Source organism: Nonomuraea sp. NPDC049400 (genome assembly GCF_044466425.1).
Classification (GTDB): domain Bacteria; phylum Actinomycetota; class Actinomycetes; order Streptosporangiales; family Streptosporangiaceae; genus Nonomuraea.
In genome coordinates this window covers 174644-194816 of record NZ_JBITMP010000014.1, presented here as the reverse complement: position 1 = coordinate 194816, position 20173 = coordinate 174644, and the positions used below count along the sequence as shown (strand labels likewise).

Annotated in this window: 22 protein-coding genes and 3 tRNA genes; 8 read left to right on the top strand and 17 right to left on the bottom strand. The window is 71.2% G+C overall.

What is annotated here, in order from left to right; all coding sequences use genetic code 11:
- Nucleotides 1-30: 30 nt before the first annotated feature.
- Nucleotides 31-1356 (top strand): FAD-dependent oxidoreductase, encoded by a 1326-nt coding sequence (locus ACIBVN_RS23845; protein WP_397139724.1) that lies wholly within the window; start codon nucleotides 31-33, stop codon nucleotides 1354-1356.
- Nucleotides 1353-2093: a sulfite exporter TauE/SafE family protein gene (locus tag ACIBVN_RS23840; RefSeq protein WP_397139722.1), complete on the top strand. Its 741-nt coding sequence runs from the start codon at nucleotides 1353-1355 to the stop codon at nucleotides 2091-2093. Before ACIBVN_RS23845 ends, ACIBVN_RS23840 begins: the two co-directional genes overlap by 4 nt.
- On the opposite strand, the gene ACIBVN_RS23835 is transcribed toward ACIBVN_RS23840, so the two are convergent.
- The 4 genes from ACIBVN_RS23835 to ACIBVN_RS23820 form a co-directional block, all read right to left on the bottom strand.
- Nucleotides 2062-2796, bottom strand: coding sequence for a type 1 glutamine amidotransferase (locus ACIBVN_RS23835; protein ID WP_397139720.1), 735 nt, complete (start codon nucleotides 2794-2796; stop codon nucleotides 2062-2064). The genes ACIBVN_RS23840 and ACIBVN_RS23835 overlap by 32 nt on opposite strands.
- 193 nt (nucleotides 2797-2989) lie before the next feature.
- Nucleotides 2990-3817 carry a bifunctional 5,10-methylenetetrahydrofolate dehydrogenase/5,10-methenyltetrahydrofolate cyclohydrolase gene (locus ACIBVN_RS23830; protein WP_397139718.1) on the bottom strand — a complete coding sequence of 276 codons (828 nt, stop codon included), beginning with the start codon at nucleotides 3815-3817 and terminating at the stop codon, nucleotides 2990-2992.
- Entirely contained in the window at nucleotides 3814-4419 is a 606-nt protein-coding gene (locus ACIBVN_RS23825) for a cyclodeaminase/cyclohydrolase family protein (RefSeq protein WP_397139716.1), read from the bottom strand. Before ACIBVN_RS23825 ends, ACIBVN_RS23830 begins: the two co-directional genes overlap by 4 nt.
- 28 nt (nucleotides 4420-4447) lie before the next feature.
- Nucleotides 4448-4957 (bottom strand): hypothetical protein, encoded by a 510-nt coding sequence (locus ACIBVN_RS23820; protein WP_397139714.1) that lies wholly within the window; start codon nucleotides 4955-4957, stop codon nucleotides 4448-4450.
- A gap of 134 nt (nucleotides 4958-5091) precedes the next feature.
- On the opposite strand from ACIBVN_RS23820, the gene ACIBVN_RS23815 reads away from it, so the two are divergent.
- Nucleotides 5092-6003 carry an SMP-30/gluconolactonase/LRE family protein gene (locus ACIBVN_RS23815; protein ID WP_397139712.1) on the top strand — a complete coding sequence of 304 codons (912 nt, stop codon included), beginning with the start codon at nucleotides 5092-5094 and terminating at the stop codon, nucleotides 6001-6003.
- A gap of 107 nt (nucleotides 6004-6110) precedes the next feature.
- Here the strand turns inward: ACIBVN_RS23815 and ACIBVN_RS23810 are convergent, their stop codons facing one another.
- From ACIBVN_RS23810 to ACIBVN_RS23795, 4 genes are all read right to left on the bottom strand, one after another.
- Complete coding sequence (locus tag ACIBVN_RS23810; RefSeq protein WP_397139710.1) at nucleotides 6111-6875, bottom strand: chitosanase; 765 nt, start codon at nucleotides 6873-6875, stop codon at nucleotides 6111-6113.
- 80 nt (nucleotides 6876-6955) lie between these two features.
- Nucleotides 6956-7555 (bottom strand): FMN reductase, encoded by a 600-nt coding sequence (locus ACIBVN_RS23805; RefSeq protein ID WP_397139708.1) that lies wholly within the window; start codon nucleotides 7553-7555, stop codon nucleotides 6956-6958.
- Nucleotides 7556-7578: 23 nt separating this feature from the next.
- The gene (locus ACIBVN_RS23800) at nucleotides 7579-8655 is read right to left on the bottom strand and encodes an LLM class flavin-dependent oxidoreductase (protein WP_397139706.1); all 1077 of its coding nucleotides are present in this window, start codon (nucleotides 8653-8655) and stop codon (nucleotides 7579-7581) included.
- 80 nt (nucleotides 8656-8735) lie between these two features.
- Nucleotides 8736-9392 (bottom strand): epimerase, encoded by a 657-nt coding sequence (locus ACIBVN_RS23795; protein WP_397139704.1) that lies wholly within the window; start codon nucleotides 9390-9392, stop codon nucleotides 8736-8738.
- A gap of 43 nt (nucleotides 9393-9435) precedes the next feature.
- Here ACIBVN_RS23795 and pip point away from each other — a divergent pair, with 43 nt between their 5' ends.
- Nucleotides 9436-10410: a prolyl aminopeptidase gene (gene pip, locus ACIBVN_RS23790; protein WP_397139702.1), complete on the top strand. Its 975-nt coding sequence runs from the start codon at nucleotides 9436-9438 to the stop codon at nucleotides 10408-10410.
- On the opposite strand, the gene ACIBVN_RS23785 is transcribed toward pip, so the two are convergent.
- The 3 genes from ACIBVN_RS23785 to ACIBVN_RS23775 form a co-directional block, all read right to left on the bottom strand.
- On the bottom strand, nucleotides 10398-10988 hold the full coding sequence (locus ACIBVN_RS23785) for a DUF4291 domain-containing protein (protein ID WP_397139700.1): 591 nt from the start codon (nucleotides 10986-10988) through the stop codon (nucleotides 10398-10400). The genes pip and ACIBVN_RS23785 overlap by 13 nt on opposite strands.
- 41 nt (nucleotides 10989-11029) lie before the next feature.
- Complete coding sequence (locus ACIBVN_RS23780; protein ID WP_397139698.1) at nucleotides 11030-11767, bottom strand: IclR family transcriptional regulator; 738 nt, start codon at nucleotides 11765-11767, stop codon at nucleotides 11030-11032.
- 99 nt (nucleotides 11768-11866) lie between these two features.
- The gene (locus ACIBVN_RS23775) at nucleotides 11867-12298 is read right to left on the bottom strand and encodes a nuclear transport factor 2 family protein (protein ID WP_397139696.1); all 432 of its coding nucleotides are present in this window, start codon (nucleotides 12296-12298) and stop codon (nucleotides 11867-11869) included.
- A gap of 207 nt (nucleotides 12299-12505) precedes the next feature.
- Here ACIBVN_RS23775 and ACIBVN_RS23770 point away from each other — a divergent pair, with 207 nt between their 5' ends.
- Entirely contained in the window at nucleotides 12506-13729 is a 1224-nt protein-coding gene (locus ACIBVN_RS23770) for a protein kinase (RefSeq protein WP_397139694.1), read from the top strand.
- Between the two features lie 13 nt (nucleotides 13730-13742).
- Here ACIBVN_RS23770 and ACIBVN_RS23765 read toward each other — a convergent pair whose 3' ends face one another.
- The 5 genes from ACIBVN_RS23765 to ACIBVN_RS23745 form a co-directional block, all read right to left on the bottom strand.
- Entirely contained in the window at nucleotides 13743-14294 is a 552-nt protein-coding gene (locus tag ACIBVN_RS23765; RefSeq protein WP_397139845.1) for a DinB family protein, read from the bottom strand.
- 116 nt (nucleotides 14295-14410) lie between these two features.
- Nucleotides 14411-14485, bottom strand: a tRNA-Val gene (locus tag ACIBVN_RS23760).
- Nucleotides 14486-14490: 5 nt separating this feature from the next.
- Nucleotides 14491-14561: transfer RNA gene (locus ACIBVN_RS23755), tRNA-Cys, on the bottom strand.
- Nucleotides 14562-14576: 15 nt separating this feature from the next.
- Nucleotides 14577-14648: transfer RNA gene (locus tag ACIBVN_RS23750), tRNA-Gly, on the bottom strand.
- 100 nt (nucleotides 14649-14748) lie between these two features.
- Nucleotides 14749-15948, bottom strand: a complete 1200-nt coding sequence (locus ACIBVN_RS23745; RefSeq protein WP_397139692.1) for a hypothetical protein — start codon at nucleotides 15946-15948, stop codon at nucleotides 14749-14751.
- Nucleotides 15949-16058: 110 nt separating this feature from the next.
- On the opposite strand from ACIBVN_RS23745, the gene ACIBVN_RS23740 reads away from it, so the two are divergent.
- From ACIBVN_RS23740 to hutH, 3 genes are read left to right on the top strand one after another with little or no spacing between them, the layout of a single operon-like run.
- On the top strand, nucleotides 16059-16613 hold the full coding sequence (locus ACIBVN_RS23740; RefSeq protein ID WP_397139690.1) for a hemerythrin domain-containing protein: 555 nt from the start codon (nucleotides 16059-16061) through the stop codon (nucleotides 16611-16613).
- Nucleotides 16614-16657: 44 nt separating this feature from the next.
- Nucleotides 16658-17365 carry an ArsR/SmtB family transcription factor gene (locus tag ACIBVN_RS23735; protein ID WP_397139688.1) on the top strand — a complete coding sequence of 236 codons (708 nt, stop codon included), beginning with the start codon at nucleotides 16658-16660 and terminating at the stop codon, nucleotides 17363-17365.
- A gap of 18 nt (nucleotides 17366-17383) precedes the next feature.
- Nucleotides 17384-18934: a histidine ammonia-lyase gene (hutH, locus tag ACIBVN_RS23730; protein ID WP_397139686.1), complete on the top strand. Its 1551-nt coding sequence runs from the start codon at nucleotides 17384-17386 to the stop codon at nucleotides 18932-18934.
- On the opposite strand, the gene ACIBVN_RS23725 is transcribed toward hutH, so the two are convergent.
- Nucleotides 18915-20147, bottom strand: coding sequence for a Rid family hydrolase (locus tag ACIBVN_RS23725; RefSeq protein ID WP_397139684.1), 1233 nt, complete (start codon nucleotides 20145-20147; stop codon nucleotides 18915-18917). The two genes, hutH and ACIBVN_RS23725, sit on opposite strands and share 20 nt — an antisense overlap.
- Between the last annotated feature and the right edge of the window lie 26 nt (nucleotides 20148-20173).

The following is a 20173-nucleotide window of genomic DNA, read 5'->3' as shown; positions in this document are numbered from 1 at the left end:
ATCGGCCGGGCCCCGCCGTACGAAGGAAGGATGGAGGTCACGATCGTCGGCGCCGGGCTGGTCGGCTGCCTGCTCGCCTGTTTCCTGGCCCGCCGCGGCCACCAGGTCGTCCTGTACGAGCGCCGTGACGACCCCCGGGAGCACGGCCCCGACCGCGGCAGGTCGATCAACCTGGCCATCTCCGAGCGAGGCATCGACGCCCTGCGCCGCCTCGGCCTCGACGGGAAGGTCCTGGACGCGGCGCTGCCCATGGCGGGCCGGATGATGCACGCCCCCGACGGCGCCCTCACCTTCCAGCCCTACAGCGCCGACCGCAGGCACGCCATCAACTCGATCGGCCGCGCCGAGCTCAACAGGAAGCTCCTGGACGCGGCCACCGCGCATCCCGGGGTGGAGGTCCGCTTCGGCCAGCGGCTCGCCGGGCTCGACGAGCGGACCGGCGAGCTGGAGTTCGAGCCTGGGCCGGGAAGGAGGGCGCGGGTGGTGATCGGCGCGGACGGCGCGTACAGCGCGGTGCGGGCCAGGCTGCAGCAGCTGCCCGGCGTCAGCTTCAGCCAGGACTACCTGGACTACGGCTACAAGGAGCTGTCGATCCCGCCGCGCGAGGGCCGGTTCGCCATGGAGCCGGGCGCGCTGCACATCTGGCCGCGCGGCCGCTCCATGATGATCGCCCTGCCGAACCCCGACCGGTCCTTCACCTGCACCCTGTTCTGGCCGCACAAGAGCCTGGCCGCGCTGGACAGCCCGCGGAAGATCGGGGCGTACTTCGCCGAGCACTATCCGGACGCGTTCGACCTGATGCCCGACCTGATCCCTGCATACCTGGACAACCCGGTCGGACACCTGGTCACCATGCGCTGCTCCCCCTGGCACGTCACCACCGAGGGCGTCACGATCGGGCTCGTCGGCGACGCCGCGCACGCCATCGTCCCCTTCTACGGTCAGGGCGCCAACTGCGGCTTCGAGGACTGCGTCGAGCTGGACCGGTGCCTGGACGAGGCGGGGGACGACTTCGCCAGGGCGCTGGAGCTGTTCGAGCGGCGCAAGGCGGACACGGACGTCATCGCCCGGCTGGCACTGGACAACTTCGTGGAGATGCGCGACAAGGTCGGCTCGCGGATGTTCCTGGCGGGCAAGCGGGTCGAGCACGCGCTCGAGCGCGTGGTGCCCGGCTACGTCTCCCGCTACGAGCTCGTCTCGTTCTCGACCACCCCGTACGCCCAGGTGGAGCGGCGCGTGGCCCGCCAGCGCCGCTGGGTCGCGGCCGGGACGGGCGCCGCGGTCCTGGCCCTCGTCCTGGCGAGAAGAACCCTGGCCAGAAGGACAAAACGGACAAGCCGTAGCATATCCGGGTGATCGTCGGACAACTGCTCGGCCTGCTCGGAGTCGGTGTCGCGGCCGGGGTGGTGAGCACGGTCGTCAGCCTCGCCTCGATCGTCTCCTATCCGGCGCTCCTGGCCTTCGGCCTGCCCCCGCTGACCGCGAACGTCACCAACACCGTCGCCCTCGTCTTCACCGGCATCGGCGCCGCCGCCGGCTCGCGGCCCGAGCTGGCCGGTGAGGGCAGCCGGGTGCTCAAACTCGGTCCCGTGGCCGCGATCGGCGGCGCGACGGGCGCGTTGCTGCTGCTGGTGACCCCGTCCAGGACGTTCGAGCTGATCGCGCCGTGGCTGATCGCGATGGCCTCGCTGCTGCTGGTCAGGCCGCCGTCGGTGCGGGCGCACGGCGAGCACGGAGTGCTGGGGCGGGTGGCGCTGTTCGCCGTGACGATCTACACCGGCTATTTCGGCGCCGCCGGAGGGCTGATGGTCTTCGCCGTGCTGGCCTTCATGCTCGACCACTCGGCGGCCAAGCTGAACGCGATGAAGAACGTGATGTCCGGGCTGGCGAACGCGGTGGCGGCGCTCGGGTTCGCGCTGTTCGGGCCGGTGGACTGGGGCGCGGCGGCGCCGCTGGCGGCCGGGTTCCTGGTCGGTGGGTGGGTCGGGCCGACGATCGCCCGCAGGCTGCCGGGCAGCAGCCTGCGCTACCTGGCGGCGGCCTGCGGGCTCGCGGTGGCGATCAAGCTGGGCTGGGACTCGTACTCGCGCTGACCTCGTCACGTACGTCGTGCGCCCCGGCGGCGAGCGCGGCGAAGCGGGCGGTCACCCGGTGCCAGATCGGCGTGGACACCGGCTCGTCCGCCACCGCCCTGGCGTAGACCTCGCCGGGGTCGAAACCGTCCACCCGCCACTCCCGGATGCGCGCGGGCAGCACCTCGGGGTGGAACTGCACGCCCCAGGCCCGCTCACCCACCCGGAACGCCTGGTACGGGCACGCGCCCGTCTCCGCCAGCCAGACGGCCCCGCCGGGCAGCCGGGTGATCGCGTCCTTGTGGTGCTCGATCGCGGGCACCACCCCGGGCAACCCGTGGAACAGCGGGTCGCCGGCGGCCTCCGGCCGGATCGTGAGCGGCAGGCTGCCGTTCTCCGGCGTGCCTGTGTCGGCGGTCACCTCGCCGCCCGCGACCTCCGCGAGCAGCTGGCCGCCCAGGCAGATGCCGAACACCGGCACGCCGTCCTCGAGCGCCTGGCCGACGAGCCGCCTGGCGTCGGCCAGCCACGGCGCCTTGTCGTCGTCGCTGGGCAGGTAGCCGCCACCGAGCATGATCATGGCGGCGTGGTCGAGGTGGGCGGGCAGGGGAGCGCCCTCGTGGGCGAGCACGACGTCCAGCTCCAGCCCGGCCTCCTCCAGCCAGCCGCCCAGCCGGCCGGGGCCGCCGCTCCTGCTGTTCTGGACGATCAGCACGTCCCCCATCAAAGCCCTCCGTCGTCCAGTCCGAGATCTGCTCGTCCCCGTCCTTCACGCGGGTGAGCTTGCAGAGATGAGCCGTCCGCCCGCCGCCGAACGTCTCGTCACCGTGCACCCGTGCGACTGCCGCGCGCGAGCGAACCCCCGATCGCAACCGGGGCACGTCCACCGGGTCACGACAGCCCTGACGTGGCGCCGGTCACGGGAGGTTGGCCGCGCGGGCCGTGTGGCGGAGCAGCAGCGCGGTCGTCACCGGGCCGACGCCGCCGGGCACCGGCGTGAGCGCGCCCGCCACCTCCGCCACCGCGTCGAAGTCGACGTCGCCGATCAGCCCGCCGTCGTCCGTGGGGTTGGTGCCGACGTCGATCACCACCGTGCCCGGCGCGACGTGCCCGGCGCCGATCAGCGCGGGCCGGCCCGCCGCCGCGACCAGCACCTCGGCGGTGGAGGTGACGGAGGCCAGGTCGCGGGTGCGGGAGTGGCAGACGGTGACGGTGGCGTGCCGGTCGAGCAGCAGGTGCGCCAGCGGCTTGCCCACCACGGTCGAGCGCCCGACCACCACCGCCCGGCGGCCCTCCAGCTCCACCTCGTAGTGGTCGAGCAGCGCCATCACGGCCGCCGCCGTGGCGGGCGCGAACGCGGGCAGCCCGGCGGCGAGCCGGCCGAGCGAGAGCGGGTTGGCGCCGTCGACGTCTTTGCGCGGATCGATGGCCGCGGCCAGTTCCTGTGCGGAGGCGCCGGCGGGCAGCGGGGTCTGCAGCATGACGCCGTGGACGTTGGCGTCGGCGCTGAGCTTGGCCAGCGTCTCGCCGATCCGCTCCGGCGCGGCCTCGGGGCCGAGGTCGACCACGTCGCAGGCGATGCCCACACCGGCCGCGGCCTTGGCGATCGACCGGACATACCACAGGCTGGCCTCGTCGTCCGTCGCCACCACCACGGCGAGCCGCGGCTGCGGACCCGCCGCCGCCTCGGTCTCCGTCTGGGCCCTGATGGCGGCGGCCAGCTCTTTCCCGGTCAGCGTCTTCACGGCTTGATCTCCTCGCGTACCTCGGCGGTCACCCAGTCTGCCTTGGCGACGGCCGCGTCAACGCCGGAGACACGGTGGTTCAGCTTCTCGCGTAGCGGCTGGTCCTTGAGACCGGCCAGGTTGACCTCGACATTCACCCTGGCCGTGGTGAGCGCGGCGCGCGCGGCCTCCGCGGCTGCGGCCACGTCGGTGACGACGTTGCGGTTGCAGATCGGCAGCAGCTCCTCGCACAGCTCGATCACCCGTGTGGCGGCCTCGACCACCCTGGCGGGCGGCTCGGCGGCGCCGGCCAGCGCTCTGGCGATGGCGGTGCTGCGCTCCTCGCCCTTGGGCAGCCGGTAGGCGTCGGTGACCGCGGTGAAGGCCGCGGCGTCCTCCTCGGCCAGCCGCAACGCCCTGGCCCGGAGCGTGTCGGTCTCGGCGATCACGGCGACGACGGTCTCGGCGTGGTCGGCGTACCGCTCCCCGGTCGTGTAGCGGGCGACCATGCCGAGCAGCGCGGCGGCCTGCGCCGCGTGCAGGGCCGCTGTCGCGCCGCCGCCCGGCGCGGGCACGCGGGCGGCCAGCTCGGCCAGGAAGTCGACGATCTTTGTGTCGCGCATGGCGGCATTCTGTCAGGCCGCGCGCTCCTCATTCGCGGAACATCGGCCGCGTGGCGTCCTCCGGCCCGCTCTGCGGCAGGTACGGCGAGGCCGTCGAGGCGTACGGGACCGAGTAGTCGGCAGGCGTCGCCGAGGACCGCCACCGCGACGGGAACAACGAGACGACCAGCAGCGCCACCCCGAGGAACAGCAGCACCCCCGAGAACGCCACGGTCTGGAAGCCCGCCTCCATGATGGCCGGCAGCCACCGGTCGGGCAGCACCCGCAGGCCCTGCATCTCGACCGTGGGCAGGATGCCCAGGGCGGTGAACGACAGGCCGCCCAGCAGGGAGGCGACGGGCGACAGCCGCGACCCGGCCAGGAACGCCAGCACGATCGCCGACGCGACGACCACGGCCAGCCCGAGCCAGGAGATCTGGAACGTCTCCCTGGTCCTGACCAGGATCTCGCCGACGCCGAACCACAGCCCGGCGGCGACCAGCGGAGGAAGGAGCAGCCCTGCGAGCACTCCCAGAGCGTGACGGGCACCGTTTGACATGACTCAACCCCGTTTGTTCGCTTTGTCCAAACGTACCGCGCGACCGCCCTGGCGTCGCGGGTTGCTGAAAACTCCCTGTGAAGCCCGCCTATAGGCCTTTTGCCGGGGCCGCGGCCCCGGGCATCGTGGGGCGCATGAGATCCGCGATCCTGAAGACCGCACTCGGCGCCGTAGTCGCGGTCCTGCTCGTCAGCGCGCCCGCGCAGGCCGGAGGGAAACCCGACACGTTCGCCCTGCCGAACGGGTTCCAGCCGGAGGGCATCGCGACGGGACCGGGGCCGTACGCCTATTTCGGCTCCCGCGCGACCGGTGACATCTACCGGGCCGACCTGCGCACCGGCAAGGGGTCCGTCATCAGCAAGGGCCCTGGCACGCCTTCGCTCGGGCTGAAGACCGACGGGCGCGGGCGGCTGTTCGTGGCCGGGGGCAGCGGGGGCGACGCCCGGGTGATCGACCTGCGTACCGGGGCGGTGCTCAAGTCGTACACGCTGGCCACCGGGCCGTCGTTCGTCAACGACGTCATCCTCATGGGGCACGCCGCGTACTTCACCGACTCCACCAACCCGGTGCTCTACAAGCTCGAGCTCGGGCGCGGCGGGTCGCTGCCCGGCGAGGCCGTCAAGATCCCGCTCTCGGGCGCCATCCAGTACACGACCGGCATCAACGCCAACGGCATCGCTCCCAGCCCGGACCGGAAGTCGCTGCTGATCGTCCAGTCGAACACCGGCAAGCTGTTCGAGGCCGACCCGTCCTCCGGGGCCACCACCGAGGTGGACCTGGGCGGCGAGTCCCTGGTCAACGGCGACGGCCTGCTGCTGGCCGGCCGCACGCTGTACGCCGTGCAGAACCGCCTGAACAGGGTGGCCGTCGTCGGCCTGGCGGGCGACGGCTCGTCAGGGAAGGTCGTCAAGCGGCTGACCGATCCCCGCTTCGACGTCCCCACGACGGTGGCCCCCTATGGGGACCGCCTCTACCTGCCCAACGCCCGCTTCACGACGACCCCGGCCCCTGACACGCCGTACACGGTGGTCGCCGTCAAGCCCTGACCCCCTGGGTCGCGCCTCGCGCGCCGTTCTCGATGCGGACGGCGTGCGGGCCGCGCCGCTGCGGCAGGCGGGACGCCCCGGCCGGGTTCGCCCGGCCGGGGCGTGTGTCATTTCTTGATCGTGTAGCTGTCCCCGTAGACCTTCCAGGTCAGCGGCGGGTTCAGGTCGAGGTTGCCGTTCTTGAGGAACACGCGCTGCATCGTGTCCACCCGCGTCGTGTCCTCGTGCGCCTCCTCCGCCTTCATCGCCGCCTTGCGCGCGTCGAGGAACGCGTTCAGGTACGTCACCTCGTTCCCGCCCTGCGCGGGCGGCTTGGCCTTGGCCAGGGCGGACTTCCTGATGCCGCCGAAGCTCAGCTTGTCGCTCCCGGGCCCGTGCATGACCATGGCGTCGTAGTAGACGAACTGGCCGAGCGCCCGCAGCCCGTCCTGTTTGGCCTGCTGCACGGCCGGGTTGAAGTAGACGCGGTCGCGCTCGTCGTTCTGGGCCTGCTGGAAGACGGTGTCCTTGGCGGCCGTCTTCCAGTCCTTGGTGAAGTTCGGGTCGAGGCCCTTGTGGGAGTCGGTGCCGTTCACCTTGCGCAGCGCCGGGAGGTACTTGGCCAGGACGTTGCCGGGCTTGCGCTTGGTGTAGAGCTCGACCAGCTCCAGCATGTCGCCCGTGCCGGAGCAGAAGCCGATGATCCCGGCGGTGTAGCCGCGCTCGTCCTTGATGTCCTCGATGTAGCCGTACTGGGCCTTCCAGTCCAGCGAGGAGTTCTCCGCGCTGGACACCAGCCGCATGGCGATGTCCTTCTTGTGCGGATCGGTGAGATCGACCGGGCCCGTGCCGGTGACGGTGAGGGATAAGGCCAGGAGTGTGGCGGTCAGCACATGCGCTCCTGTCGGAGAGGGTTTGTTAGGAAAGCTTCCTAACGAACCCTACTCCGCAGGCGTGGCCTATGTGGCGAAAACTAACTCAAGGGACGCAGAGCCGCCAGTTGCTCCTCGAACGGGACGATCTCCTCGGTCTCGGCCTTGGGCGTGCGGTGCCGCAGCAGGTCGGCCAGCTCGTCCGCGGCACGGGCGATGCGCGGGCCGAGGCCGTCGGTGAAGGCGTCGCTCGCACCGCCCCAGTCCTCCGCGGCCGCGTAGACAGCGGTGGGGACGACGACGGCGCGCAGGTAGGCGAAGAGCGGGCGCAGCGCGTGCTCCAGCGCCAGCGAGTGGCGGGCGGTGCCGCCGGTGGCGGCGATGAGCACGGGCTTGCCCGCCAGCGCGGCGTTGTCGATCACATCGAAGAACGACTTGAACAGGCCGCTGTACGAGCCGCTGAAGATCGGCGTGACCGCGATGAGCCCGTCGGCCTCCGTCACCGCCTCGATCGCCTCGCGCAGCCTGCCGTTCGGGAAGCCGGTCACGAAGTTGTTCGCGATGTCCACGGCGAGCTCGCGCAGCTCGATCACGCGTACCTCCGCCTCCACCTGCCGCGTGACGGCCTCCGCCAGGCGGTCGGCGAGCAGGCGGGTGGCGGAGGGCTGGGTCAGACCCGCCGTGACGACGACGAGCTTCATCTGGTCGATCTCCTTTCCGGTGGTCAGGCGGTGACGGCGGGGACGCGGGAGGCATGGGTGGGCGCGTCGGGCACGTCGGCGGGACGGTCCTTGGCGAACTCCTTGCGCAGCACCGGCACGACCTCCTCGCCGAGGAGGTCGAGCTGCTCCAGCACGGTCTTCAGCGGCAGCCCCGCGTGGTCCATCAGGAACAGCTGGCGCTGGTAGTCGCCGAAGTACTCCCTGAACTCGAGGGTCCTGTCGATGACCTGCTGCGGGCTGCCCACGGTGAGCGGGGTCTGCGCCATGAACTCCTCCAGCGACGGCCCGTGCCCGTACACGGGGGCCTCGTTGAAGTACGGGCGGAACTCGCGCACCGCGTCCTGCGAGTTCTTGCGCATGAACACCTGGCCGCCCAGGCCCACGATGGCCTGCTCCGGCGTGCCGTGGCCGTAGTGGGCGTAGCGCTGCCGGTAGAGGCTGATCAGGCGCATGAAGTGCTCCTTCGGCCAGAAGATGTTGTTGGCGAAGAAGCCGTCGCCGTAGTAGGCGGCCTGCTCGGCGATCTCGGGGCTGCGGATCGAGCCGTGCCACACGAACGGCGGCACTCCGTCCAGCGGGCGCGGCGTCGAGGTGAAGCCCTGCAGCGGCGTGCGGAAACGCCCCTCCCAGTCGACGACGTCCTCGCGCCAGAGCCTGTGCAGCAGCGCGTAGTTCTCGACGGCGAGCGGGATGCCGTTCCTGATGTCCTGCCCGAACCAGGGATAGACGGGCCCGGTGTTGCCCCGGCCCAGCATGAGGTCCACCCGCCCGTCCGCCAGGTGCTGCAGCATGGCGAAGTCCTCGGCGATCTTGACCGGGTCGTTGGTCGTGATCAACGTGGTGGCGGTGGACAGGACCAGGCGCTCCGTCTTGGCCGCGATGTAGCCGAGCATGGTGGTCGGCGAGGACGGCACGAAGGGCGGGTTGTGGTGCTCGCCCGTCGCGAACACGTCGAGCCCGACCTCCTCGGCCTTGAGCGCGATCGCCACCATCGCCTTGACCCGCTCGTGCTCGGTCGGCGTCCTGCCCGTGGTGGGGTCCGTGGTGACGTCGCCCACGCTGAAGATTCCGAACTGCACTTTAGTCACCATCCATGACTGTTGAATCTTTGACGGCTACGGTAGCGCTCACCGCTCCCGAGATATTCCACCATGGGTGCTCAGGGGGCGAGCGCGTTGATGTCGGACGGCTCCAGGATCCGCTTGGGGGCGCCGCGCTCGGCGACCGCGATCATGGCGCGCCCGATCTTCTCCGTCGTGGTGACCGCGGACGGGAACATCCGGCGCAGAATCGGATAGAGGTGCCTGGTCACCACGTACGCCACCCGGTAGAGCCGGGTGCGCGAGGTGACGCCGTGCATCGGCTGGATGTAGCCGGGGCGGAACATGTACGCCTCCAGCGGCAGCGCGAGCAGGGCGTTCTCGGTCTCGCCCTTCACCCTCGCCCACATGGACCGCCCCTCGGCGTCGGTCCCCGCGCCGGACACGTACACGAACGTCGAGCCCGGGCTGAGCCGCGCCAGCGTGCGCCCCGCGGACAGCGCGAAGTCGTACGTGATCCGCCGGTAGTCCCGCTCGCTCATGCCCGCCGACGAGACCCCGAGGCAGAAGAAGCAGGCGTCATAGCCGCCCAGCTCGCCCTCGATCGGGCCGAGATCCAGCAGGTCGTCGTGCCGGATCTCGCGCAGCTTGCCGTGCCCGAGCCCCGTCGGGGCCCGCCCGACCGTGAGCACGGCGGTCACCCGGTCGTCGAGCAGGCACTCCCTGAGCACTCCGCGCCCGATCATCCCGGTCGCCCCGAAGAGGATCACTCTCACCGCATGCCACCCGTTGATCGCCGGCGTTCCATACTACGGTCCCATGAAGGTGACGGACTGGTATCCGCCGATCGAGCCGTACGAATCCGGGATGCTCGGTGTCGGCGACGGCAACGAGATCTACTGGGAGACCTGCGGCAACCCCGCGGGCAACCCCGCGGGCAAGCCCGCCCTGTTCCTGCACGGCGGTCCCGGCGGCGGGCTGGTCCCGGACAGCCGGCGGTTCTTCGACCCGTCCGCCTACCGGATCGTGCTGTTCGACCAGCGCAACTGCGGCCGCAGCCGGCCCTTCGCCGGCGACCCGGAGGTGTCGCTGGAGCACAACACGACCCCGCATCTGGTGGCCGACATCGAGCGGCTGCGCGAGCATCTGGGGATCGAGCGCTGGCTCGTCTTCGGCGGCAGCTGGGGCACCACACTCGGCCTGGCCTACGCACAGGCACACCCCGACCGGGTCACCGAGCTCGTGCTGCGCGGCGTGTGGCTCGTCCGCCCGTCAGATGAGGCCTGGGCCTTCACCCCGGCGGGCGCGGCCCACCTGTTCCCCGCCGAGTGGGCGGCGTTCCTCGCCCCGATCCCCGCCGGCGAGCAGGACGACCTCGTCGCCGCCTACGGCCGCCGCATCACCGATCCCGACCCCGCGGTGCACGTCCCCGCGGCCCGCGCCTGGATGGGCTGGGAGCTCTCCGCCAACACCCTGCTGCCGGTGCCGCCGCCCGACCTCGACGACGCCATGCTGGTGGCGTTCGCCCGCATCACCCACCACTACATCGGCAACGGCGGCTTCCTCCCCGATCATGGACTCCTCGCCGGCATCGACCGCATACGCCACATCCCGGCGGTCATCGTGAACGGCCGCTACGACGTCAAGACGCCGCCGAGCCAGGCGTGGGACCTGCACCAGGCCTGGCCCGAGGCGGAGCTCCACATCGTGGAGGACGCCGGCCACGGCGGCTCCGAGCCCGGCACCCGCCGCCTGCTCATCGAGGCCACCGACCGCTTCCGCTACTCACGCTGACCGGAATCCGCCCCGATCGTCTGGATGATGTCATCAGGCAGGGGATAGGGCCGCTCCACCGGCAGCAGGGCGGACACGTCCGCGCCGCCCGAGACCGCCGCGCGCACCTCGCGCGCCTGGTCCGTGATGTCGGTGATCCCGAGCGTCCACTCCTCGACATAGCGCCGCACCGCCTCCCCGGACAGCCCGATCTGGATCGACCGGTACGGCAGCGCCTCGTGCCGCACCCCGCGCTCAGGGTCCCACTGGATCCGCACCGGGCTGCGGCGCAGCCGTTCGGCATACCCCGGGCGCCTGTCGTCGTGGCTGAGGCACGAATGCGCCAGCGCCCAGGCGAACCCCTCCCGGGACAGCGAGATCGCCAGCACCCGCTCCTGCCCGGGCTTGGTCGCATATCCGCAGCGGTACATCATCCACAGGAACGACGGCTTGATCCAGGTCATCCGCTCCAGCTTGAACGGCGCCACGAAGCGCTGCGCCGCCACGGCGGGCTCGGCGATGGCGGGACCGTAGGCCTGGTAGACGGTGATCGACTCCTCGGTGTAAGCGGCACGGATCTCCCGGTACGGCGTGTTCATGTCGCCCAGACTGGCGAAGATCCGTACTCGAGGGCAACGGATTAAGGCCGCCCCAGGTCCCGGACCGCGAGCGCCAGGTGGGCGGCGGCGGCCGGGGGGATGGTCAGGCCGCGGGCCGAGATGCCGATCGCCCACTGCGTGCCGGGCACGACCGCGGCGGCGCACGCCACCTCCTCCCTGAACTGCCCGTGCTCCTCCACCACCTGCCCGGGCCGCAGCCCCGCCAGCTCCTCCTCCACGTCCGCCACGCTCGCCGGGGTCGCGGAGGTGAAGCGGCGCAGGCCGTACTCGGTGAGGATGCCGTGCCGGACCCGGGACGGGAGGGAGAGCAGCAGCGCCTTGCCGAGCGCGGTGGCGTGCGGCGCCGTCTCCAGCCCCGCCTGAAGGTCCTCCAGCCACGGGGAACGCGGCCCCTCCGCCACGTCGACCACCATGAGCCGCCCGTCGGCGAGCTGGGCCAGGTAGGCGCTGTGGCCGGAGGAGTCGGCCAGGTGCCGCAGCACCTCCGAGCCGCGCGGCGGCCGCTCGAACGACTCCCGCATCTCGTGGAAGCGCTCGGCCACCTGCGAGCCGGGCAGATAGTCGCCCTCGGGCCGCCGGTGCAGGTAGCCCTCGTAGCAGAGGGTCCGGACCAGGTGGTACGAGGTGGACAAGTTGAGCCCGCAGCGCCGGGCGATGACCTTGACCGACAGCGGCCGGTCGGCTCGCGAGACCTCTTCCAGCACGCGGAGCGCGCGGGAGACGCTGCGGATCAGATCGCTGGGTTCTTCGCCGGTCATCCATCTAGCATCCGCGCGCTGTCTGGAAATCGCACGCCCACTGTTGCTGAAGATTGTGCGGCACGCTCCCGTACGGCGAGTCGCTGCGCCACGCGACGGCTAGCGGGCGGTTCGCCAGGACTGCTCCTCGACCAGCTCCACGCTGCGCCAGCCGCCGGGCGTGCGCCGCATGCGGTGGTGGTACCAGCCGCCGCCGTGCAGGAAGCCCTCGGTGTCCGCAGTGACCATGTCCCTGGTGGGGGCGAGGGTGTCGGTGAAGGGGGCGCTCACGCGTGCCTCACCGTCCTCGAAGTCGATCCGCGGGGCCCCGACGAGGTGCAGGCGCCCGGGCCAGTGCGGCAGCACCTCCGCGAGCCAGACCTTGACCTCGTCCCGCGTGCCCTCGATGCCGCCCGCGGAGCGGTAGTCGATCACGGCATCGGGGGTGAACACCTCGTCGAGCAGGTCCCACTGGCCGGAGTCGATGGCGTGGGTGTAGCGGGCCAGCAGGTCGGTGATGTGCAGCCGGTCGGCGATCTCCTGTGTGTCCATGGGGTTGATCGTTGCGCTATGAGCGCTCGATGACCAGAGCGCTCGATGACTGCTGAAGCAGCCCGGCCAGTCTCTCGTGCGACGCCCGTACGGTGAACGGCTCACTTCCGGGAAGCCTGCGTGTGCATGAACGGATGATCACCGGGTACGCCTGTCGTCATGCCCGTTACAGGCTACGAAGGATGGTTATTAGCTGGTCGGTACAGGTTGCTGACCGAGCTGGGCCGGGGCGCCATGGGCAGGGTCTGGCGCGCCCATGACGAGCTGCTGGATCGGCAGGTGGCGGTCAAGGAGGTGCGCCTGCCGCACCAGCCGGGTCCGGAGCGGGAGGCGCTGCTCCGGCGCACCCTGCGCGAGGCGCGCCTGACCGCGCGGCTGAGCCACCCGCGCATCGCCGCCGTGTACGACGTGGCGGTCGCCGACGAGCGGCCGTGGATCGTGCTGCAGTTGGTCCCCGCCCCCAGCCTGGCCCAAGTGATCAGCGAACGGGGGCCGCTGCCCGTGCCCGCGGTCGCCCGCATCGGGCTCGAAATCCTGGACGCCCTGTGCGCCGCCCACGCCGGCGGCATCGTGCACCGCGACATCAAGCCGGCCAACATCCTCATCACCGACGACCGGCACGCCATCCTGACCGACTTCGGGCTGGCCAGCACCCTGGACGACCAGGGGCGCCGTACCCAGGAGGGCTTCGTCGTCGGCACGCCGGCCTACATCGCCCCCGAACGCGCCCGCGGCGGCCCCGCCACGCCGCAGGCCGATCTGTGGTCACTGGGCGCCACCTTGTACGCGGCGGTCGAGGGCCGCGTCCCGTTCGAGCTCAGCAGCGAGCTGGCCACCCTGTCCGCGGTGCTCACCGCGGAGCCGGCGCCGTTCGAGCACGCCGGACCGCTCGCGCCGATCATCTCCGGACTGCTGGAGAAGGATCCGGACCGGCGTACGGATGCGGCCCGCGCTCACGAGCAACTGACCGCCCTGTGTGAGTCACCGGTCATTTCGGCTCCTCTGGACGCCCCTACCATCGACGGTGACAGCGGGCGGATCACCGCCTCGTCCGGCGATCGTCCGTTCAGTAAGGGGACGCCGTACCGGCAGCGGCTGGCCGAACACTGGCGGCAGGCGGCCGCCGTCGCGGCCCTGATCGTCAGCGTGACGGCGACCACCACGTGGTGGAGTGCCGAGCCGGGCACACCACATTCGGCGACCTGGGCCGAGCCCACTCCGCCACCGGCCACGCTCCAGCCGGACACCGCGCTCCAGGCCCGCGAAGTCGTCGCATTGCGCCGTGCCGGCAGGCGCGAGCCGGAGCCCGCCCGTACGACACCACCCGTCTCCACCCGCACGGCCGGCATCCCGCATGGGCCGGCGAAGAAGGTCAAGACGGAGAAGGTCAAGGCGAAGAAGGTGAAGGGAAAGAAGCGCGGCGTGAAATGACGCTCGGAGCGCGCTATTGCCCTACCCGGCCGTCGATGCGTTCGCGCAGCAGATCGGCGTGCCCGCAATGGCGGGCGTACTCCTCGATCCGGTGAACCCACAGCTCGCGGACAGCGATGTCGTCCTTGCCCACCCGCACGCCCAGATCCGGATACTCGGCCAGCACCGCGTCGGTTGCCGCCTGTTCCCGAGCGAGATCGGCGAATGCGCCGTCGACCAGCGACTGCTCCGCGACGGCTCCATCGAAGTCGGCGTCACGTGCCCCGTACAGCTTCGGTGCCGGGTTTTCTGGCAGAACCCAGTTGCGCCAGTCCCGCTCGACCTCGGCAAGATGGCGGACCAGACCCAGCAGGGACATGGTCGACGGCGGCACCGACCGGCGCGCCAGTTGCTCCGGATCCAAGCCCTCGCACTTCATCCGCAGGGTCAGCCGATAGTTCCTCAGGTAGTCCTGCAGCGTCGCCAGCTCACCGTCCGGGCTGGCTCCGTCATTGTCGCGGGGATCCTCGTTGGGGTCGGCCCACATGTCGGGGTAGATGCTGGCCTTGCTCCAGCGCTCGGGCATTTCGCTCACCGTGTTCACGATGCTGACCAGTGGCCCGGCGTGCAAGCGATTATTCAGGCGTGCCAGCCGGAAAAACAAGAAGGCCCCAGGCACATGGACTGGGGCCCTCTTGCGAGTGGTGGACGATACTGGGATTGAACCAGTGACCTCTTCCGTGTCAGGGAAGCGCTCTCCCGCTGAGCTAATCGTCCTTGTGAGGTGGCGACGGGATTTGAACCCGTGTGGACGGCTTTGCAGGCCGCTGCCTCGCCTCTCGGCCACGCCACCGAGCCGGAAGCTCCGAGCGGAAGACGGGATTCGAACCCGCGACCCTCACCTTGGCAAGGTGATGCTCTACCACTGAGCCACTTCCGCGTCCGCCCCGCTTGCACCGGGCGACGAGAGAACTCTAGCGAATCCTGGCCCAGTCCCCAAACTGAATACGGGACTGCCGTCATGGGCCCGGCTCTGAGCGCTAGCGGCGGAGTGGAAGCTCCGCGGGGTGCGGCCCCTCCGTCTCCAGGCGGTAGTCCTGGCCGGAAACGGCGCGGTTGCCGTCGATGACCTGCTCCGACGGCGCCTTGTCGCCGCCCATGATCGTGTCCTGCGCCTTACGGAAGCGCTCGTGCGTCTCCCGCGCGTACCCCGCGCCCACGGTCGTGTAGTCGGCCTGGGTGGCGATCAGCTCGCGCAGGTACGCCTTGTTCGGCTCGAACGTCACCGGCGGCGGGCAGGCCGGAGCCAGCACCTGGTCGGGATCGCGCCCGTCGAACCGCTTGAACAGTTCGGCGGCCAGCCGCAGGTGCTCCAGCTCCATGGCGAGGTGCAGCTCCCAGACGGTCCGCACCCTGGGATGCGGCTCGGTCAGCGCGAACGAGTAGTACATGTAGCACTCGTTGTACTCGTGGTTGAGCAGGATCTCCCACCAGCTGTCGCCCGGATCGGCCAGCGACTCGTAGTGAGTCACGTGCCCCTCCTCGGCCAGCGCGATCTCCTGATACAGCCGGCGGGCGACCGGCTCCAGCTGCGTGGGGCCGGTGTTCATGTAGAAGTTCATGGCCTGCTGCTCGGTCGCCCTGATCGTCAGCGCGTGCAGCCGGGACAGCGGCTCCGTGGACCTCTTCTGGTACGGCTCGCGCACGTTGTCCATCGGGTCCCGATGGTGCAGGTACGTGGGCCGCCCCGGCATCACCTCGGTCAGCCGGTCCACGATCTTCTCGGCCTTGCGGTGCTCGATCATCTCGTACAGGTTCGCGAACCGGTACAGATGATCGAAGTGCTCCAGCACGCCGAACTCGAAGGCCTGCCGCAGATACCCGTCCGGCTCCATCCGCGCCACCCACGCCGTCAGGTCCACCGCCGCCTGCTCATAGGCGATCGTGGTCTCCAGCACCGACGAGACCCCCGGCAGCAGCCAGTTGACCACTTTCTGCTGCTGCGCCTCGATGTAGCGCACCCGTGCCAGCTGCTGCTTGAGCTCGACGTCCGGGCAGTGGCGGGCCAGCTGGTGGCTGAAGAAGACCGCCTCCGTCTCGATCCCGTTCATCGCGATGACCCGGCACCGCGTGTACGGGTCGGCGTGGTCGGGATCGATGGGCTCGACGTTCAGCTCGCGCCAGCCGCGCAACTGATCGTCCAGCGGGATACCCCGCTCCTGCAGTGGATCGAAGGCCATGTGGCTGCGCTACCCGGCGCATGATCGGGCAACCTCCGCGTTCGGTCCTCGAACGGCCCGCGTTCGGTAAGGAGGCGCGTGCCCCGGGGAGGGCCGGGTAGGGCGCGGACGTGGCCGAACAAGATGTCATCGATTTGCTGGTGACCCAGCACAGCCAGATCAGGGACCTGTTCGACGAGGTCGAGCAGGCGCCCGCGGACAAGGTGGGGGAGGCGTTCGACCGGCTGATGCGGATGTTGTCCGTGCATGAGACGGCCGAGGAGGAGATCGTCCACCCGTACGCGCGCAGGAAGCTCGACAACGGCCAGGGCGTGGTCGGCGACCGCCTGACCGAGGAGAACCGGGCCAAGCGCCTCCTCCTCGAGCTCCACAAGGGCGGGGTGGACCATCCGCAGTTCTGGGAGCGCCTCGGGGAGCTGCGTACCGCCGTGACCATGCACGCCCGCAGCGAGGAGCGCTACGAGTTCGCCAAGCTGCGCGCGAACACCTCCGCCGTCGAGCGGCGGGCCATGGCGGCGGCAGTGCGGGCCGCCGAGAGCCTCGCGCCGCTGCGCCCGCACCCCGGCACGGAGAGCGCCACCAAGAACATGCTGATGGGCACGCCGATCGCGCTGATGGAACGGGCGCGAGAGATGATCCGCAAGGGGCTCGGCAAGCGCAGCTGACGCTTCGACGCGGAGCGAAATGTCGGGGTATTACCGTCGTACGCATGGAGTTCATCGCTCGTGACGCCGACATAGCGCCCGTCGCCGCGCTCATCGCGGACCCGACGAGGGCGGCCATGCTGACCGCCCTGCTCGACGGGCGGGCGCTGGCGGCGGGAGAGCTGGCCAGGATGGCCGGGGTGAGCGCCGCCACCGCGAGCGCGCACCTGGCCAGGTTGCTGGACGGCAGGCTGGTCGACGTCGTGCGCCAGGGCCGCCACCGCTACTACCGCCTGGCCGGGCACGACGTGGCCGAGGTGCTGGAGGTGCTGGCCAGGGTCAGCGCCCGCCCGCCCGTACGGTCGCTGCGCCAGTCCAGGCAGGCCAGGCAACTGGAGGAGGCCCGCACCTGCTACGACCACCTCGCCGGACGGGCCGGGGTGAGCCTGCTCGACCGGCTCAGGGAGGGCGGCTACTACGCGGCGCACGACCTGACCGACGCCGGCGAGCGGCTGCTGACCGGCCTCGGCGTGGACGTCGCGGGCGCACGCCGGTCGAGGAGGCGTTTCGCGCCCGAGTGCCTGGACTGGACCGAGCGCAGGTCGCATCTCGGCGGGGCGCTGGGGGCGGCGATCACCGACGTGCTGTTCGAGCGGGGCTGGTACCGGCGCGGGAAGGCGCCCAGGGCGGTGCTCCTCACCGAGGAGGGCAGGGAGGGCCTGTCGGCGTTGTTCTCGCGTAAGGAGCTAACATCGGGTACGCCGGTTACCTAGCAGCGAGAGAGACGCACCATGCGCGACAACGGAGTCGTGAACGTCGGTCCCGAACCCCTGTCCTTCGACGACGTCATCAACGTGGCCCGTCACGGAGCCCCTGTACGGCTCACCGACGACGCCCTGGCCGCCATCTCGGCGGCCCGCCAGCGAGTTGACGAGCTGGCCGAGAGCCCGGTCCCCGCGTACGGCATCTCGACGGGCTTCGGCGCGCTGGCCACGCGGCACATCGACCCGGCGCTGCGCGCCCAGCTCCAGCGCTCCCTGGTGCGCTCTCACGCGGCGGGCAACGGACCCGAGGTCGAGACCGAGGTCGTGCGCGCGCTCATGCTGCTGCGCCTGCACACGCTGGCCACCGGCCACACCGGCGTCAGGCCGACCACGGCCGAGACCCTGGCCGCGCTGATCAGCGCGGGGATCACGCCGATCGTGCACGAGTACGGCAGCCTCGGCTGCTCCGGCGACCTGGCCCCGCTGGCGCACGTCGCGCTGACGCTGATGGGCGAGGGCGTCGTACGCGACAAGGCCGGAGACGTCCAGCCCGCCGGCGAGGCGCTCAAGCAGGCCCGGATCGACCCCGTCGAGCTGGCCGCCAAGGAGGGCCTGGCGCTGATCAACGGTACGGACGGCATGCTCGGCATGCTCATCCTGGCCATCGAGGACCTCACCAGGCTCGTCAGGACCGCCGACGTGAGCGCCGCGATGAGCGTGGAGGCGCTGCTCGGCACCGACCGGGTGTTCATGCCGGAGCTGCAGGCACTGCGGCCGCACCCCGGCCAGGCGCTGTCCGCCGCCAACATGACCAAGGTCCTGCGCGAGTCCGGCATCATGGCCAGCCACCGCGACCCGCAGGCCTGCACCCGCGTCCAGGACGCCTACTCGCTGCGCTGCGCCCCCCAGGTCGCCGGGGCCGCCCGCGACACGATCGCGCACGCCGCCACCGTGGCCGGATGGGAGCTGGCCAGCGCCGTCGACAACCCCGCGGTGCTGGCCGACGGCCGCGTCGAGTCCAACGGCAACTTCCACGGCGCGCCCGTCGCGTACGTGCTCGACTTCCTGGCCGTGGTGGCCGCCGACCTGGCCTCGATGTCCGAACGGCGCACCGACCGCTTCCTGGACGTGGCCCGCAACCACGGGCTGCCCGCCTTCCTGGCCGACGACCCCGGCGTGGACTCGGGCCACATGATCGCCCAGTACACGCAGGCGGCCATCGTCTCCGAGCTGAAGCGCCTGGCCGTGCCCGCGAGCGTCGACTCCATCCCCAGCTCGGCCATGCAGGAGGACCACGTGTCCATGGGCTGGTCGGCGGCGCGCAAGCTGCGCAAGTCGGTGGACGGGCTCACCCGCGTGCTGGCCATCGAGGTGCTCACCGCCGCCCGCGCGCTCGACCTGCGCGCCCCGCTGGAGCCCGCGCCCGCGACGGCGGCCGTGGTCAAGGCGCTGCGCGAGACCGTGCCCGCGCCGGGGCCCGACCGGTTCCTGGCGCCGGAGATCGACTCCGCCGTACGCCTGGTCGCCGACGGCGCCGTCGTGGCGGCGGCCGAGTCGGTCACCGGACCCCTGGCCTGAGCGCCACGATGAGGTCCACCTCCAGCAGCAGCCCCGGCATGAACAGCTTCGACACCTCCACGGTCGTGCTGGCCGGGGGTGTGCCGGTGATGTACTTCCTGCGCACCTGCCCGTACTCGACGCGCATGTCCATGTCCGTCAGGTACGTCCGCATGAACGCGACGTCGTCGAACGTCGCCCCCTGATCGGCGAGGATGCGCGCGATCACCTGGAAGACGTGCTCGGCCTGGGCCGTCATGGACCCTTCGCCGACGATGTTCCCCTGCTCGTCGAAGGCGGCCTGGCCGGAGACGTAGAGCATGTCGCCGACGCGCACGGCGTGCGAGTAGAAGCCGTTCGTGGCGGGGATCGTCGAGAGGTTCAGCGGCACCGCGCGATGGGCCGGGCCTGCGCCGACGCGCTCGGCGACGTGCTCGGCGACGGCGGTCAGATCGCGCTCGCCCAGCCCGGCCGCCCGCGCCTCCTGCAGCCTGGCCCTGGCCGCCCCGATCATTGACGGGGCCATGGACGCGCCTTCCCACGCGCCCAGCTCCAGGTCCTTGGCCGCGTGCGCGAGCGAGTAGCGGGTCTCGGCCGACGGCACGCGCAGCCGCTCCGCCAGCGCGCCCAGCGGGGTGGCCGACAGCACGTCGATCAGCGCGCCACGGTCCACGCCGTGCGCCTCGCCGTACGCGAACGTCTCCGCCAGCAGCACCTGGGCGGGCACGAGCGCGCTCATGACAGCGATCTTCATGGCCGCGCCCGACCCCAGCGGCCCGACCTCCCGTACGGACCCGAAGACCGACAGGACCTCGCGGCAGCCCGGCACGTCGCCCCCGCCCGGCCCGCCGTCCAGCCCTCCGGCCAGCACGGTCAGCGTTCCGTCTGTGGCGGGGCCCACGCTGCCCACCACCGGGGCGTCCACCAGCCCCACCTCGGCCGGCAGCAGCGCGCGCAGCTCGCGGACCGCCTCGGGGCCGATCGTGGACATCTCCACCACCGTCGCGCCGCCCCGCAGCCCCGGCAGCGCCGCCGTCAGCACCTCCCGCACGGCCGCCGGGTCGCTGAGCATGGTGATGACCAGCTCGGCCCCGTCCACCGCCTCCGCCGCGGACACGCCGGTCCCGCGCCGCCACGTCGTCACCTTGTACCCGGCCTGCTCCAGCCGCCGTGCCATGGGGACGCCCATGCGTCCCTGTCCGAGAAAAGCAATCTGTCCGAGAAAAGTCGTCACGCGTTCAGTGAAGCCGGACTCCGAGG